The sequence below is a fragment of the Variovorax sp. V116 genome (genome assembly GCF_041154435.1).
Classification (GTDB): domain Bacteria; phylum Pseudomonadota; class Gammaproteobacteria; order Burkholderiales; family Burkholderiaceae_C; genus Variovorax; species Variovorax paradoxus.
Map to the genome: position 1 here is coordinate 822,926 of NZ_AP028662.1, position 15,713 is coordinate 838,638.

General features: G+C 66.7%; 14 protein-coding genes and 1 pseudogene. 8 read left to right on the forward strand and 7 right to left on the reverse strand.

The window, feature by feature from the left end:
• The first annotated feature begins 58 nt into the window (after positions 1-58).
• The 6 genes and pseudogenes from ACAM58_RS29865 to ACAM58_RS29890 all read left to right on the forward strand — a co-directional run bounded on the left by ACAM58_RS29865 (position 59) and on the right by ACAM58_RS29890 (position 6,563).
• Entirely contained in the window at positions 59-256 is a 198-nt protein-coding gene (locus ACAM58_RS29865) for a hypothetical protein (protein ID WP_155247818.1), read from the forward strand.
• A 219-nt stretch (positions 257-475) separates the two neighbouring features.
• Complete coding sequence (locus tag ACAM58_RS29870; protein WP_018904225.1) at positions 476-2,182, forward strand: phage integrase family protein; 1,707 nt, start codon at positions 476-478, stop codon at positions 2,180-2,182.
• Between the two features lie 503 nt (positions 2,183-2,685).
• A complete protein-coding gene (gene fusA, locus ACAM58_RS29875; protein ID WP_018904224.1) occupies positions 2,686-4,701 on the forward strand; it encodes an elongation factor G in 2,016 nt (671 codons plus the stop codon).
• 220 nt (positions 4,702-4,921) lie between these two features.
• Positions 4,922-5,045: pseudogene (locus tag ACAM58_RS29880) on the forward strand (IS3 family transposase); the annotation flags it as partial.
• Between the two features lie 500 nt (positions 5,046-5,545).
• On the forward strand, positions 5,546-6,121 hold the full coding sequence (locus ACAM58_RS29885; protein ID WP_018904223.1) for a nucleotidyltransferase domain-containing protein: 576 nt from the start codon (positions 5,546-5,548) through the stop codon (positions 6,119-6,121).
• A complete protein-coding gene (locus tag ACAM58_RS29890; protein ID WP_018904222.1) occupies positions 6,105-6,563 on the forward strand; it encodes a hypothetical protein in 459 nt (152 codons plus the stop codon). The genes ACAM58_RS29885 and ACAM58_RS29890 overlap by 17 nt, the downstream gene beginning before the upstream one ends.
• A gap of 199 nt (positions 6,564-6,762) precedes the next feature.
• Here ACAM58_RS29890 and ACAM58_RS29895 read toward each other — a convergent pair whose 3' ends face one another.
• Positions 6,763-7,662, reverse strand: coding sequence for a LysR family transcriptional regulator (locus ACAM58_RS29895; RefSeq protein WP_062364590.1), 900 nt, complete (start codon positions 7,660-7,662; stop codon positions 6,763-6,765).
• Between the two features lie 117 nt (positions 7,663-7,779).
• Here ACAM58_RS29895 and ACAM58_RS29900 point away from each other — a divergent pair, with 117 nt between their 5' ends.
• Both ACAM58_RS29900 and ACAM58_RS29905 read left to right on the forward strand, forming a co-directional pair.
• A complete protein-coding gene (locus ACAM58_RS29900; protein WP_307595987.1) occupies positions 7,780-9,042 on the forward strand; it encodes a flavin-dependent oxidoreductase in 1,263 nt (420 codons plus the stop codon).
• Between the two features lie 53 nt (positions 9,043-9,095).
• On the forward strand, positions 9,096-10,070 hold the full coding sequence (locus ACAM58_RS29905; RefSeq protein WP_278876692.1) for a tripartite tricarboxylate transporter substrate binding protein: 975 nt from the start codon (positions 9,096-9,098) through the stop codon (positions 10,068-10,070).
• Between the two features lie 20 nt (positions 10,071-10,090).
• Here the strand turns inward: ACAM58_RS29905 and ACAM58_RS29910 are convergent, their stop codons facing one another.
• From ACAM58_RS29910 to ACAM58_RS29935, 6 genes are read right to left on the reverse strand one after another with little or no spacing between them, the layout of a single operon-like run.
• Positions 10,091-10,879, reverse strand: a complete 789-nt coding sequence (locus ACAM58_RS29910) for an SDR family oxidoreductase (protein WP_307595989.1) — start codon at positions 10,877-10,879, stop codon at positions 10,091-10,093.
• Positions 10,876-11,475 (reverse strand): cysteine hydrolase family protein, encoded by a 600-nt coding sequence (locus ACAM58_RS29915; protein ID WP_307595991.1) that lies wholly within the window; start codon positions 11,473-11,475, stop codon positions 10,876-10,878. The genes ACAM58_RS29910 and ACAM58_RS29915 overlap by 4 nt, the downstream gene beginning before the upstream one ends.
• Entirely contained in the window at positions 11,472-11,960 is a 489-nt protein-coding gene (locus ACAM58_RS29920; protein WP_015865446.1) for an aromatic-ring-hydroxylating dioxygenase subunit beta, read from the reverse strand. The genes ACAM58_RS29915 and ACAM58_RS29920 overlap by 4 nt, the downstream gene beginning before the upstream one ends.
• Positions 11,957-13,285: an aromatic ring-hydroxylating dioxygenase subunit alpha gene (locus ACAM58_RS29925; RefSeq protein ID WP_369664588.1), complete on the reverse strand. Its 1,329-nt coding sequence runs from the start codon at positions 13,283-13,285 to the stop codon at positions 11,957-11,959. The genes ACAM58_RS29920 and ACAM58_RS29925 overlap by 4 nt, the downstream gene beginning before the upstream one ends.
• A 16-nt stretch (positions 13,286-13,301) precedes the next feature.
• Positions 13,302-14,267 carry a 2Fe-2S iron-sulfur cluster-binding protein gene (locus ACAM58_RS29930; protein ID WP_369664589.1) on the reverse strand — a complete coding sequence of 322 codons (966 nt, stop codon included), beginning with the start codon at positions 14,265-14,267 and terminating at the stop codon, positions 13,302-13,304.
• Complete coding sequence (locus ACAM58_RS29935; RefSeq protein ID WP_278876686.1) at positions 14,264-15,526, reverse strand: dienelactone hydrolase family protein; 1,263 nt, start codon at positions 15,524-15,526, stop codon at positions 14,264-14,266. Before ACAM58_RS29935 ends, ACAM58_RS29930 begins: the two co-directional genes overlap by 4 nt.
• Positions 15,527-15,713: the final 187 nt, after the last annotated feature.

Here is a 15,713-nt window from a genome sequence, read left to right on the forward strand (position 1 = left end):
TGCTAGCCAGCGAGGTCCCTGCCGTTAAATAACGAAAACGTGCTTCGATATTCGGAAAATGATTGAACTGCTGTTCGAGGGCAACCGAAGCTCGAAGCTGTTGGCCCGCGCCATCTTGTTGTGGGCCACTCTCGGTCTATTTGGTGGCCTTGCTAAACGCTGGCATCGCGTGAGCGGAGTCTGGCAGCAGGTTCGACTGGCGGTAATGGGGTGTTTGCGTGCCAATGGTTCTCGTGGGTTGATCTCCTGCCCGTGAGGGCGTGTTCCCATATTCGAATGGTGCGGTGGCGTAAGCGACCACCAGTACATCCTCGCAACGCAATTGGAAGATGGCTCCGTTGCCTTCGTGCAGCTTGGTCGGAAAGACTTTGGCGCCTTGCCGCACATCCGGCTCACCGCCTCGGGTGCCTCGCATCTTCCATTGAGATAACTCTTCTTATCACAATAGCAAGTTCATGCGGCTAAACTGGCCTACATGAAAGTACGCACCGCCAGCAGGGCAGAGGCCGGAAATGGCGATTTCCCCAGCGCTTCGCAACTGGCGGCGCTGCGCGCTTGGTACGCGGGCCTGCCGGCGCGCGCTGCCGTCGAGCAGTACCTCGGGGAGAGCAAGGCCACGGGACAGTCCTCTCGCGCCATGCTGGGCGATATCCGGCGCCAATTGGCAAGCTACGCACGGGCGCGGCACCGAGACGACCTGGCCTCGCTGATCGCGCACCCGGCGGCCGAGCGCGAGCAACGCGCCCGAGCGGTCAGGGATGCCATCGAGAAGCTGCCGCAGCTGCCCCTGCCTGCGCCGCTCGTGACGGACACCGTCGATGGGTGGCTGCCGACGCGCGCCGCGCGAGCCCTGCAAAACGCCGGCATCCAGACGCTGGCCGATCTGACGGTGCGGGTGCCACGCCGGCGCCGATGGTGGGCCGCCGTGTCCGGTCTCGGCGCACGCAGCGCGCGCCAGATCGAGGAATTCTTTGCCGCTCACCCGGCCCTGACAGAACGGGCGAGGGCGCTGGTGGTCGTTCCGAGGACCGAGACCGCGCCGTGGGAGCACCTGGTCGTGCCGCAGGCGGTCGATGGCTCGCGGGGCACCTTTCGGGCGCCGCAGGCTACCTGCACGCTGTCCGCCAGCAACGACTACGAGGCCGTCCAGGCCTGGTTGGGCCTGCAGGACGCGGCGGCGACCCAGCGCGCCTACCGCAAGGAAGCCGAACGGCTCATGCTGTGGGCGATCCTCGAGCGGGGCAAGGCCCTGTCGTCGCTGACGACCGAGGATGCCGTCGCCTACCGCGCCTTCTTGCGGCGCCCATCGCCGCGGGAGCGCTGGGTCGGCCCCGCGCGGCCGCGCACGTCCGCGGAATGGCGCCCCTTCCAGGGACCGCTGGCGCCGCGCTCCGTGGCGTATGCACTGTCCGTGATCGGTGCCCTGTATCGCTGGTTGATCGAGCAGCGCTATGTGCTGGCCAACCCCTTTGCCGGCGTGAAGGTCAAGGGAACGAGCCGTGGCGGCGCTCTGGATGCATCCCGGGTGTTCACGGAGCACGAATGGACGCTCATACGCTCCACCGCCGATGGCATCGAGTGGATCGGTGGCTGGAGCGAGGAGGGCGCCCAGCGCCTGCGCTTCGTGCTGGATTTCTGGTACGCGACGGGCCTGCGGCCCAGCGAGATGGTCGAGGCCCGGCTGGGCAGCATCGAGCACGATGCGCAAAGCGACGACTGGCTGAACGTGGTCGGCAAGGGCAGCAAGCACGGCAAGGTCGCCTTGCCATTGCTGGCGCGGGGCGCGCTCGACCAGTATCTGGCGCAACGGGGTCTGCCCGTGACGCGGTCGCGCTGGAATCCGAAGACCGCGCTGGTTCCGGGTCTGGCAGAAGACGGGACCGGGATCAGCGCGTCGCGCCTGTGGTCGGTCATGCGCCGTTTCTTCCTCCATGCCGCGCAGGCCTTGGAAAGCGTGAGTCCGTCCACCGCGGACAAGCTCAAGCGTGCCACGCCGCACTGGATGCGGCACACCCATGCCACCCATGCGCTCGCGCGCGGGGTGGAGCTGACGACCGTGCGGGACAACCTGCGGCATGCCTCCGTGGCGACCACCTCGGTCTATCTCCATACCGACGAGGTCAGGCGGGCCAGGCAGATCGGGGAGGCCTTTCCGGCGCGGTCGTCGACGAGAGCGACCTAATCTGAGGCGCTCGGCTGCGCGAGTACAGGGGAGGGGCGAAGGGCCTTTCGCAATGCAGACATCAACGACAGCCGCCGCGCGCAAGCAGGGCTCGGGTGAACCCATGGCGTCCCGTGTCATTGGCCCAACGTTCAACTTGCGCGGAAATCGCCCCTCCCTCACAATCCGCCCCACCATGAAATTCACTCAAGCTATCGAGGCGTTCATCGCCACCTGACATCGCCCTCGATCGCGTTCGGAAGGCGTTGCGCCTTCCGGTTTCAAGAACCCCGGCAGGCTCGTCCCTCCGGGGTTTTGTTTTTTCGTCGTTTCATTCCCTCTTCACACCATGCGTACCTACGACAAGCTGATCGCCACGATTCCCGCTCGCCGGAGCGTGGACACCGTGCGCCCGGGCTCCGGCCGCAGCACCCCTTTGCACGACACCGTTCGTCGCTAGCCCTCAGGCGGATCTTTGCCTGGGGCCAGCGGCAGCCCCAAGCATTCAAGAAGAAAGATTCGTCATGAACCCGAACCCCAGGAACATCCGCAACATCGGCATCATTGCCCACGTCGACGCGGGCAAGACCACCACCACCGAACGCATCCTGTTCTATGCCGGCGAGAGCCACCGCATGGGCGACGTCAGCGCGGGCACGACCCGCATGGACTTCGATCCGCAGGAACGCGCACGCGGCATCACCATCAGCAGCGCAGCCATCACGGTCCACTGGAACGGCACGCAGATCAACCTGATCGACACGCCCGGCCACATCGACTTCAATATCGAAGTGAACCGCTCCTTGCGCGTGCTCGACGGTGCCGTGGTCGTGTTCGACGGCGTGGCCGGCGTGGAACCGCAGACGGAAACCAATTGGCGCCTGGCGGACAAGTACCGCGTGCCGCGCATCGCCTTCGTCAACAAGCTCGATCGGCTGGGCGCCGACTTCCTGCGCGTGGCCGCGATGATGGAAGAGCGTCTCGGCGTGAAGGCCGTGGTGGTGCAATTGCCCATCGGTACGGAAGGCGGTTTCCGCGGCGTGGTCGACCTCGTCGGCATGCGCGCGCTCGTCTGGAACAAGGACGATGCGAGTGAGCCATACCGTGAGTGCGAAGTGCCGATTGGCATGCGCGAAGCCGCGCAGCAACATCGCGCGCGCCTCGTGGCGCTGGCGGTGGAGCACGATGAAGCCGCGACCGACGCCTATCTGGATGGCGAAGAGATCGGCGTCGACGTGCTGCACGCATGCATCCGCAAGGGCGTGCTGGCCAATGCTTTCGTGCCTGTGCTGGCCGGGTCAGCGTACAGGAATCGCGGCGTGGAGCCTCTGCTCGATGCCGTCGTGAACTGGCTGCCTAAACCGGGCGACGCGGTGAACTGCGATGCGCAGGCGCCGTTCGCAGCGCTCGCGTTCAAGGTGGCCAGCGACGATCACGGCGCGATGGTGTTCGTGCGTGTCTACAGCGGTCGGCTGCGACGCGGCGATGCCGTGCTGAACGCCACGACGGGGCGCATGGAGCGTGCGTCGCGGCTGTACGAAGTCCATGCGGACGATCGCATCGAGCGCGATGAACTCGTGGCGGGCGACATTGCCGCCATCGTCGGGCTGAAGGACACGCTGACCGGTCACACGCTGTGCGACCGTGAGCATCCGGTGCAGCTGGAGCAGATCAGCGTGCCCGAGCCTGTCATTCACGTGGCGATCGAGGCCAAGGCACGCAACGACCAGCAGGCGCTGGCGAAGGCGCTGCACGCGATGTTGCGCGAGGATCCGAGCTTGCAGCTTCGGCAGGATGCCGAGTCGGGCCAGACCATCCTTTCGGGCATGGGCGAGCTGCAGCTCGATGTCTCCATCGAGAAGTTGCGCGCGAAGTACGGCGTCGAAGTTTCGGTGGGGCGGCCGCAGGTCGCCTACCGAGAGACGATTTCAAGAGAAGTGGGGGTGAACCATGTTCACAAGAAGCAGACCGGCGGGCCCGGTCAGTTCGCAGCGCTGACGCTGCGACTCGCGCCGCTGGCGCGCGGGGAGGGCATCGTCTTCGAAAGCCAGGTGGTGGGCGGCGCGATTCCGCGGGAGTTCATTCCTGCAGTCGAAGCCGGCGTTCGCCGTGCGGCGCAAGCGGGCGTGGTGGCAGGCTATCCCTGTGTGGACTTCGTGGCCACGTTGCTGGATGGCAGCTATCACGAGAGCGATTCGTCGCCGATGGTCTTCGAACTGGCCGCAGCCGCGGCGTTTCGCGATGCAGTGGCCAAGGCTGCGCCGCAGGTGCTCGAGCCGGTGATGGCCGTGGAGGTCGTCACGCCGGCCGACTACCTCGGCGATTGCATCGGTGACCTGCACCGCCGGCGCGGCATGGTGCGCGGACAGACGATGCGCGGCAACGCGATCGCGGTCGAAGCGCATGTGCCGCTGAAGGAGATGTTTGGCTACATCGGCAGCCTGCGTGCGCTGTCGTCGGGCCGGGCACATTACGCGATGCAGTTCGACCACTACGAAGTGGCGTCCGCTCGTGAAATGGCGACGCTCTTGCAGAGCTAGTCTTGAAGGGCGCGGTCCGCGGGGATCGCGCCCTCATTTTTTTGGAGTCCGCTTTGCAGCGGTGGCTCTCGGCGGCGACCGGACGTTGAACTCACGCTCTTTGCCCCTTAATGATCATAGCGGTGCCGCGACGTCGGCGGCTCCCTTTGTACGGCGGCTTCCGCTGGCAAAGCAGGCGAGGACGAGCGAGAAAATCTCGGCACTGCTGAGATAAGTCCCTGGCATAGAGCCGTCAGTGGGCAGCAAGGGCGACTCCCTATGACAGCGCCCTGGCCGAGACGATCAACGGCCTCCGCAAGGCCGAGTTGATCCATCGCCGTGCGCCGTGGAAGACCAAGGAGGCGTGGAGTTCCAATTGCACATCTTCGATGCAGATACGGGCGAGATCCAATGGCGCCAGATCAAACGCGCGAGACTCACCGAATTCTTCGTCAAGTGCGTTCCAAGCCTGGTCGCAATGGAAGCGTGTGGCGCCTCCTGCTGGGGTAGAAAAATCGGCAACTGGGTCACAAGGTCACGAGGTCACGAGGTCACGAGGTCACGAGGTCACGAGGTCACGAGGTCACGAGGTCATCTGGGCAGCAGGATCACTGCAACATCAGCCAGAATGAAGGTCGCACGCCTTCCTGAATCTCGCAGTGCAAAAAGCCTGTTGCTCTTCTCGGGCGGACCACGTAGACGTTTCAGCTCGGCTTCCGGGTTAACTCCCTCATTCAGGGCTGCTTGTCCCTAAATGAAGTATGACTGCCCCTCGCAAAGGGATTAAAGTCCCTTAAAGCAGTAGTACACTCCTCGTTTAAGGGCCTTGGCGGGAACTTTATCCCTGAATGAGGGACATATCAGTATGAGTTCTGCCGACTTTTTATTCACTCCGACAGTTCAGCGCGTTCTGGCGGCCACCCTGGCCAACCCAGACCGGTCATTCCTGCTGAGTGAGCTCCTGGACCTGGCAGCAGGCGGCAGAGGCGGCGCTCAGCAGCAGATTGAGCGGCTTTTGCAAGCTGGAGTCCTCACTGAGGAGCCTCGGCGGGGGCGTCAGCGCAGCATCCGAGCTAACAAGGACTTCTTCCTGTTTGACGAGCTAAGAAGCATTGCGCGCAAGTCCTTCGGGGTCAAGGAGCCCCTGATGCGAGCTCTTGAACCGTTTGGCGATAGCATACGGGAGGCGTTCGTCTTTGGCTCTGTGGCCAAAGGCTCTGACAACGGCCGAAGCGACATCGACCTGGCCGTCATCGGGCGTGTGGCTTTACGTGAGGTGACCAATGCCCTTCTGGACCTCGAGCAGGAGCTCGGAAGGCCCATTCATCTGAGCTTGTATGACCCAGAGGAGTGGGAAGAACTGATTTCAAGTGACCAAGTCATGGCTCAGATTGCAAAAGGGCCAAAGTTGGAGCTGATTCGCAATGATGAGACCGTCTGAATACGACAACCTCATTAGGACTCGCGCGCTCGAAGAGGTCCCACAGACTCCTGGAGCCATCGAGGGCTTCCTGAAGGATGCGGCAGAGAGCCTCGAAGTGGCTCGGACCGTGGATGTGAAGCGGCCGAAACAGCGCTTCATCCTCGCTTACGAAGGCTTTTACTCGCTAGTCCAGGCAGTGCTCGAGTTCTATAGCGTCCGAACCAAGGAATCTGGCCGCAACCTGGCCATTCTTCGAGCCGCAGCGGACTTGAACCTCGACGCGGACGAAATTAAGCTGGTGAGCGTCGCTCATGGCCGGCGCAACGACACCACGTATCGTTCGCCTTTCCCGCCAATCTCGCGAGCGGAAGCGCAGGCGATGATTGACATCCTTGGCAAGACTCTCCCGGTTGCCCACACGCTCACCGGTGTTCCGGCTCCGGCGGCTGGCCAAGCCTGACTGCGAATGCGTCCGCGAAGGTGAGGGCTGGGCTCGAAGTCAACGGGCGCGTCGCTAACGTCTGGGAGGTGCTCTCGTATATGCCCCGATTTATTTAACATAACATACATTGCTTAAATTTGGCGTGTAGCGGTAGCGGCCGAGCGAATGGTTGTCGAAGAGTTCGCGGATGCCAGCATCGCTGGCACCCGCCCAAGTCTCATCGCGACATGAAAGGCAGCCGAAGCTTGAGCAATTCGACGAAGGCGCCAATCGCCTCCGAATCCTTCGTGCCCCGCTTCGTGATGCTGTAGAACGCGAGCTCGACCTTGGGTGAGCTCAGCAGGTCTGCGTTGACCTGATGGCGCTTGCATGCGGCCATGGCGAAGGTGGGCATCACGGCCGTGCCGAAGCCTGCTTCCACCATCGAAATCAAGGTGCCGAAGAAGCTCACCGACTGGCCTTCCGGGTTCACGATGTTCAGCTTGCCGAGCTGCGCATCGATGACCTTCTGGATGGGATTGCCGGCGGGCAAGCCGATCAGCTGCGCTGACTTCAAGGCCGACCACGGCACCCGTCCCACGGCCCTTCGCGTACCTTCGGCAGCGGTCACCCGCATGAGCTGGAAGCTGGCGACTTCGGTGCGCACCAGCCCCGGCGCGGCCTTGAAGAAGAAGCCGAGCCCCAGGTCCGCCTCGTCCGCCAGCACCGCCCTTTCCACGTCTTCCAGCGCGGCATCGAGCAAGTGCACCTGAACGTGGGGCTGCGCCTGCCTGAACATCGCCAGCAATTGCGGCAGCAGCTGGGATGAAACCAGCGGCGTGGCGGCAATGCGCAGGTTCTGGCGCGCCGCATCGCCCAGGATGCCGATCTCCTGGGTCACGCTGTCGAGCTCCGCGAGCACGCGCTCGACCACCGGGGCCAGCCGCCGCCCGGCCGCCGTCAGCTGGACCGCGCGCGTCGTGCGGTCGAACAGCCGGGCACCGAGCTGCCGCTCCACTTCGCGGATGAGGATGCTCAGCCCGGCCTGGGTCATGTGCGTCAGCTCCGCCGCCCGGGTGAAGCTGCCGGTGCGAGCCACCTGCCGGAATGCCCGCATCTGCCGCGTCGTCAGGTTCATACCAAGTTCTTATAAATGCATGTCAGATCTAAATTTCCAATATTTTTGCAGATTGCGCCTAATGACGGACTCGGCATCCGCGGGCGCCACGCCGCGGGCACTTCAAGAGAATCGAACATGAGCAGCACCCACCAAGACGTCATCATCCTGGGCGCCGGCATCGGCGGCCTCACCCTGGCCCTGAGCCTGCACCAGGCCGGGATTCCCTGCCGTGTGTACGAAGCGGTCCCCGAGCTCAAGCCGATGGGCGTAGGCATCAACCTGCTGCCGCACGCGGTGCGCGAGCTCAGCGAACTGGGCCTGCTGCCCGCGCTGGATGCGATGGCAGTGCGCACCAAGGAGGCCGTCTTCTTCACCGAGCACGGCCAGCTGGTCTTCACGGAGTCGGCCGGCACCGCGGCCGGCTACGACTGGCCCCAGTTCTCGATCCACCGTGGCGACCTGCAGGCCGTGCTGCTGGCCGCGGTGCGCGAGCGGCTGGGCGATGGCAGCGTGCTGTGCGGCCACCGGTGCGTCGATGTCGACCAGGACGAGGCGGGTGTCACCGCCCATTTCGCGGATGCCTCGGGCGAGGCCGTTGCCAGCGTACGCGGCGCGGTCGCGATCGGCTGCGATGGCATCCATTCGGTGCTGCGCAAGAAGTTCTATCCGGACGAAGGCGCTCCACGCTATTCGGGCGTCAACATGTGGCGCGGCACCACGCGCTGGAAGCCGATCCTGTCGGGCGCAAGCATGATCCGGGCAGGCTGGCTTGCCGTGGGCAAGATGGTGATCTACCCGATCCGCGACGCCATCGACGCCGATGGCAACCAGCTCGTGAACTGGGTCGCTGAGATCGAAGCCGAGCAGCCGGCCGTGCGCGACTGGAGCCGCGAAGGCCGCCTGGAGGATTTCCTCCCGGCGTTCGAGAACTGGCACTTCGACTGGCTGGACGTGCCGGCGCTGATCCGCGGCGCCGACTCGATCCTGGAATACCCGATGGTCGACCAGGATCCTTTGCCGCGCTGGACGCATGGACGCATCACGCTGCTTGGCGATGCCGCGCACCCGATGGTGCCGCGCGGCTCGAACGGTGCCGGCCAGGCCATCCTCGACGCGCGCTGCCTCGCCGGCCGCCTGAAGAAGGAAGGCGTGGGCCCCGCGGCCCTGGAAAGCTACGATCAGGAACGGGTGCCGGCCACGGCCAATGTCGTGCTCACGAACCGGCGCACGCCGCCCGACGCGATCCTGCGCGAGGTCTACGAACGCTCCGGCGGCAAGCCGTTCGCCCGGATCGACGACGTGGTGCCCCGGGCCGAACTCCAGGCGATTTCCGATGCCTACAAGCGCGTGGCGGGCTACGACCCCGCGCAGCTCAAGAATCGCCCTTCCTTCGTCTGAACCCGATCCAGAAGCAACCCTGAAAACTTGAAAACTATTGAAGGAGACCTCCCATGTTCGCCAGATGGATCAAGCCACTGCTGTCCGCAACAGCGCTGTGCATTGCCGCGTCGGCGGCGTCGGCCGCATGGCAGCCGACACAGCCGGTCACGCTCGTCGTGCCCTACACGCCCGGCACGGGCATCGACCTGATCGCGCGCCAGCTCTCCGCGCACCTGCCGGGCGCGCTCGGACAGCCTGTGATCGTGGAGAACGTCGCGGGCGCCAGCGGCAACATCGGAAGCGAACGGGTGGCACGGGCCAAGCCCGATGGCCACACGCTGCTGGTCCAGGTCAACACCCTCGTCATGAACAAGAGCCTGTACAAGACCTTGTCGTATGACCCCGTCGGCGACTTCACTCCCGTTGCCCAGACCTCCTGGGGAACCCTGCTCCTGGTGGCCAACCCGAACGTGCAGAAAACCGCGACCGTGAGCGAAGTCGTGAACGCCGCGAAGGCGAAGCCCGGGCAGCTGACCTACGCCACGCCAGGCGTCGGCACGCCCCATCACCTGTCGATGGCGCTGTTTCTCCAGCGCAGCGGTGCCGAGATGCTGCATGTCCCCTACAAAGGGACGGCAGGGGCCGTCACCGACCTGCTCGGCGGGCGGATCGACTACATGTTCCTGCCGGTGCACGTCGCGCTGCAGCACATCCAGGCCGGCAAGCTGAAGGCCATTGCAACCGGCAGCGCCAAGCGGTTGCCGCAGCTTCCCGATGTTCCGACGCTCGCGGAGGCCGGCGTCACCCCGGACAACATCGACATGTGGTACGGGGTGCTGGCGCCGAAGGGAACACCCGCGGACGTGGTGGAGCGCCTGAACCTGGAGATCGGCAAGGTCCTCAGGCAGCCTGAGGTCGCGAAGTCCTTCGAATCGCAGGGCATGGTGCCGGCGGTCTCCACGCCGGCTGCCTTCGGGGCGCTGGTTGCCAAGGACGCGCAGCGCTGGGCGGAGGTGGTGAAGAAAGGCAACATCACCGCGGATTGAGGCAGAGGACGCCGCGGGCGCTACGCAGCGCCGAACCAATCGCCCGCGGATCGACCCTGGTCCGGACCGAGCATCGAAAAGCCGCCGTCCACCGGAATGTCGGCGCCGGTGACGAAGCGCGCCGCGTCCGAGCACAGGAACAGCACCACCTGCGCCACGTCGTCGCCGTCGCCCACGCGGCCCAGCGGGTGCATCGGCGCGCCAACGCGGTCGGCCCTTGCACGGTCGCCGTCCGCCATGCGCGACAGCGCGTCCGACCAGGTCCAGCCCGGCGACACCGAGTTCACTCGTACGCCCCGGGCCGCCAGCGTGGCGGCCTGGTTGCGCGTGAGTTGCAGGATGGCCGCCTTGGCCGCCGGGTACAGCGCCCGCCCCGCCGCGCCGAACTTGCCGCCGACGCTGCCCATGTTCACGATGGCGCCGCCCTGCGCGGCCAGCGCGTCGGCGCTCTTCTGCACCAGCATCGCGCCCGAGACCAGGTTGACGTTCAGCGCGCTCAGCCAGTCGGCGCGCGCGGCGCCGAGCCCCGCGTCGCCGTAGACCACGGCGTTGTTGACGAGGCAGTCGATGCGGCCTTCGGTGCGCAGCACGCCGGCCACCAGCGCATCGAGCGCATTGTCCGAGGCGATGTCGCAGGCGACGAAGCGGCAACCCTCGCCCAACCCGGCCGCCAGCGCCTCGCCGCGCACCGCGTCGATGTCGACCGCCACCACGCGCGCGCCGGCCTGCACGAAGGCCCGCGCGATGGCGTTGCCCAGCAGCGCGGCGGCGCCGGTCACGACGGCGACCTTGCCTTGCAGCGGGGTCATGGCCGGCCTCCCCTCTCCATCTGTGCCACGGCATCGTCCACGCGGACCACGTCCGCGAGCATCGACAGGGTTTCGAGGCTGGCGGCCTGCAGGTGCGCCTGCGCGGTGCTGCAGGCGTCGGCGACCACCGCCACGTCGTAGCCCAGGTCGCTCGCGTGGCGCGCGCCGTGCTCCACCACATGGTTGGTGGCGATGCCGGCCAGGTACAAGCGGCTGGCACCGGTGGCGCGCACCACCTCCTCGAGCCCGCTGGCCCAGAAGGGGTTGTTGCGCTTGTGGGTGACGACGGCTTCGCCCGGCAGCGGCGCGAGTTCGCCGTAGAACCCGGCACCCCAGCTGCCTTCCTGCACCGCGCCGCTCTCGGCCACGCGCCGGAACAGCGCGCAGTTGCGCAGGCAATCCGAGTAGTCGGGCGCGAAGGCGATGCGCACGAAGATCACCGGCACGCCGTTCGCGCGCGCAGCGGCGATCAGCCGTGCGGCCGAGGCGATGAGGCGCGGGCGTGCGGGGTCGTCGGCGGCCACGCCCACGCGCACCTTGCCGTCGACGTGCAGCACGTCGTTCTGGTAGTGCATGGCCAGCAGCGCGGCCTTCACATGAACACCTGCAAGGCTTCGTGCGGCGCGTCGCAGTTGACAAGGTCGATGCGCTTGGTCTGGATGCGCCAGCCGTCCTCGGCGCGGCGCAGGGTGTGCAACACGCTGCCGCCGAAGCTGCGCTGTTCGGTCTTGCGCCACTCCAGCAGCAGGAAGGTCGAGCGCACGGTGCAGCCCGCGTCGTCGTCGCGCGACTCGAGCGCGATGTTGCCCAGCACGTGCACGGTGCGCGTGGGCGGCTGCTGCGAATAGGCGCGGGCCTGCTCGAGCCGCCGCGCGCGCATCGAGCGCAGCAAGGCATCCTCGCAGAACAGCGAGGCGTGGTTGAGGTGATCGGCCTGGCCGTGCACCAGCGGCACCCAGTACAGCCCGTCGGGCGTGAAGAGCTTCTGCCATTCGTCCCAGCGGTGCTCGTCGAGCAGGCGCGCCTCGTGGTGCAGGAACTGCGTGAGGTCCTGCTGCTCGTTCCAGTCGCGGAAGTTCATTCGGCGCTCCCGGCGTGTTCGTTCGCGTGTTCGTTCGTCTTGACGCCCATGTAGCCGGCCCAGGCCGCGAACATGTTGCGCGATGGCATCTCGCTGTTGCCGTTGGAGGCGCGCCCGCCCGGCAGCGGCTGGTCGCGCCCCGCCGCGCGGTGCATGCTGACCCAGTCGCCGCCATTGGAGCCCAGGCCTTCCTGCACGCGGTTGTAGGCCTCCAGGTCGTCGGGCATCACGTTCGACGAAGGCGAGTTGACGATGTTGGTGTACTTGAGCGTGCGCTGGAAGGTGGCCTCCGGCGCACCCTTCAGCCGGAAGCTGAAGATCTCGACCAGCGTGCGGTCCACCGACAGCGGCCGGATCACGCGGATCTGCTGGAACGAGGTGTGCGGCGAACAGCTCGGGTACACGATGGTGTTGTGCCGGTTCACGCGCAGGATCTCTCCGGCGCGCTCGGCACCCTTCGCCGCTTCGAGCGACGCCACATACGCCAGGCTCACCGGATCGGTCGGCGGCACGAAGATGCCTTCCATGAAGCCATGGCCGTGGTCGTAGCCCTTGAGTTCGAGCTTCTCCCAGAACTCCAGCGGCTCGCCGTTGCCGTCGACGATCACCACCTCGAAGGGCTTGGGCGTGCCGGCCGGCATGGCTTCGTACTCTTCCTTGGCCGCGCGCCACGACGATTCGTGCGTGGCCACGGCGTGGATGGTGTCGTGCAGGTTCTCGAAGAAGATCTTCCAGTTGTTGCGCTGGATCACGCGCTGCACGCCGCCCGCCACCTCCACTTCGCCCTCCGGGGCGCGGTCGCAGAAGTTGTCGAGCGACGTGGCCACGCCGCCCAGGAATTCCTTCAGTTCCGGCCCGTCCGCCGACAGGCTCGCGAACACGAAGCCGCGGTGCGTGGCCACGCGCGCCACCTTGCGCACGCCGTACTGCGGGTCTTTCAGGTCGAGCGCGGTGCATTCGTAGCCGCTGCGCAGCGGCACCGACAGCAGGCTGCCGTCGCATTTGAAGGTCCAGCCGTGGTACAGGCAGCGCAAAAACTTGCCGGCGCTGCCGCTGCCGTCGGGCACGATCCTGGCGCCCTTGTGCGGGCAGCGGTTGAACATCACGTGCACCTGGCCGTCGGTGTGCCGCACCATCACCACGGGCTCGCGGCCCAGGCGGGTGGTGAAGTAGTCGCCGGGCTTGGGCACCTGGCTTTCGTGGCCGACGTAGATCCAGGCCTGGCCGAACACGCGGTCCATCTCCAGCTCGAAGATGGCGGGGTCGGTGTAGACGCGCTTGTGCACGCGGTCGGGCTGCACGAGCCCTTGCAGGTCGATGGTCATGGGGTGGGTCTCCTGGTCAGATGTCGAGCACCAGGTGCGGCGTCTTCGCGCGCGACACGCAGGTGCACAGGGTCTTGCCGTCCGCCTTCTCGCGCGGACTGAGGTTGTGGTCGCGGTGGTCGGGCACGCCCTCGACCACGTCCACCACGCACACGCCGCAGTCGCCCTGGCGGCAGTCGTACAGCGGGTCCAGGCCCGCGGCGATGAGCACGTCGAGTAGGCTCTGGCCGGGCGGCACGCTCAGCGTCTTGCCCGAGCGCAGCGTGCGCACCTCGAAGGCCGCGTCGCCCGCCTGCGCGATGGCACCGGCGAAGAGCTCGAAGTGCACGTGGTCGCCAGGCCAGCCCAGCGCGCGGGCGGTGTCGACCACGGCCTGCACCATGCCGCGCGGGCCGCACACATGCAGGTGGCGGCCCGGCACGGGCGCGGCCAGCAGCGCGTGCAGGTCGAGGCCGCGTGCCGGGTCGCCGCCGTCGTGCACCACGGTGCCGCCCAGCGCGCGCACTTCGCCGAGGTAAGCCGTGGCTTCTGCGCTGCGCGTGGCATAGACGAATTCGAAGGGCTGCCCCTCGGCCGCGAGCGAGCGCGCCATGCACAGCAGCGGCGTGATGCCGATGCCGCCCGCAAGGAGCAGCGGCGGCGCGCTGCCGGCGTGCAGCGCGAAGTCATTGCGCGGCGGGTGCGCGGCCAGCGATGCGCCGGGTTGCAGCGCATGCATCCAGGCCGAGCCGCCCTCGCCTTGTGGCTCGCACAGCACCGCGATCTCGCAGCGGTCCGAGCCGTCGTGCGGCCGGGCGAGCGAGTAGGCGCGCTGCCCCGCGCGGCCGTTGGCCTGCACCACCCGCACGCCCAGGTGCGCGCCCGGCGCGAACGGCGGCAAGGGCTCGCCGTTCGCCGATCGCAGCACGAAGGCCTTGATGCCCGGCGTGAGCGGCGTGGCCGAGTCCACGACCAGCGCGAGCATGTCGGAGTCGCCGCTCATCCCAAGGGCAGCGCCGGATCGGCGATGGTGAGCGCGGCCGATTTTTCCCAGCGCGGCATCAGCGTGTTCGACGGCTGCGTTTCGTCGACCAGCTTGCGCGCCGTCCCGGCGCCGGCCACGGGCAGGCCCTTCGGATCGAGCAGGCCGATCTGCACCAGCACGCTGGCCTGGTCCCAGTAGATGTGCTCGTGGTAGAGCTTGTCGCCGCGGAACTTCACGATGGCCACGAGCGGAATCTCCACCGGCTTGCCGGTGGGCGCGATGCCCGGGAGCAGCCAATCGATCTCGACCGTGTGGGTGAAGCTGAACAGCATCTCGTCCACGATCTGCGTCGCACCCACCGTGCGCGAGATGGGCGTGAGCCGCGTGTCGGGCGGCGTCGTCGGAATGAAGTGGTGCTTGTAGAAGCGCGACAGCTCCCTGGCGCCGACGCCGCCGGTCATGGTCGGAATGTGGTTCACATAGGGCTCGCCCACCATCGTGGCCATGGTGGCGACCACGTCGCGCGTGGCGAACTCGTACTCGCAGTGCTTGTCCCACAGCGCCGAGAGGTCGTACACCGGGCCGATCGCTTCCTTGAACAGCGCCATCGAGCGCTGGTGCGCCATGAGCGTGGAGGGCTTGTCGAAATGCTCGCCGCCGGTGCGCGCGAACGCATGGTCGACGCCCGGGTAGACATACATGTGCGCAGCGGGCTTGCCGGCGAAGGCCGCGAGCACCTGGGCGCGGGCCTCGGGCGGGCAGAACTGGTCGAGCTCGGCAAAGTGCAGCGCAATGGGGCAATCGATCTTCGGCACCAGGTCGAGCGCGCCCTCGATGCCCACGCCGTAGTAGCCCACGGCCGCGTCCACGCCCGAGTGCGCGGCGGCCAGGTAGGCCAGCTTGCCGCCGAGGCAGAAGCCCAGCGCGCCGACCTTGCCGGTGCAGGCCGGGTGCGCACGCAGCGCCTTCACGCTCGCCGTGACGTCGGCCACGCCGGCCTCGATGTCGAACTTCTGGAAGAAGCCGAAGGCGCGCTGCCAGTCCTCGGGCGAGTAGCCCAGCTCGACGCCGGGCTCCATGCGCCAGAACAGGTCGGGCGCTAGCACCACGTAGCCCTCTTCGGCGTAGAGGTCGGCCACTTCGCGCACGTAGTCGTTGATGCCGAAGATCTCCTGGCACAGCACGATGCCGGGGCCGCGCCCCGAGGCCGGCAGGGCCAGGTAGCCGCGAAAGGTCTGGGTGCCGTCGCCGGCCGGGATGTCGATGGTGTCGCTCATCGGTTCGTCTCTCGAAGTGGTGGGGTCGGCGGCGATTCTGTGGAGCGTGCCGGGCCGTTGTCTGTCCATTTCGTGCAGCGGTTTGCGCCGCACGAAACGGATAGCGAGGCGGCGCCGCCGCACAGAGACTGCGGCCTGCATTTGCTGCCCCACCCACGTTCAATGAACCCACTCCCGAGGAGACTTT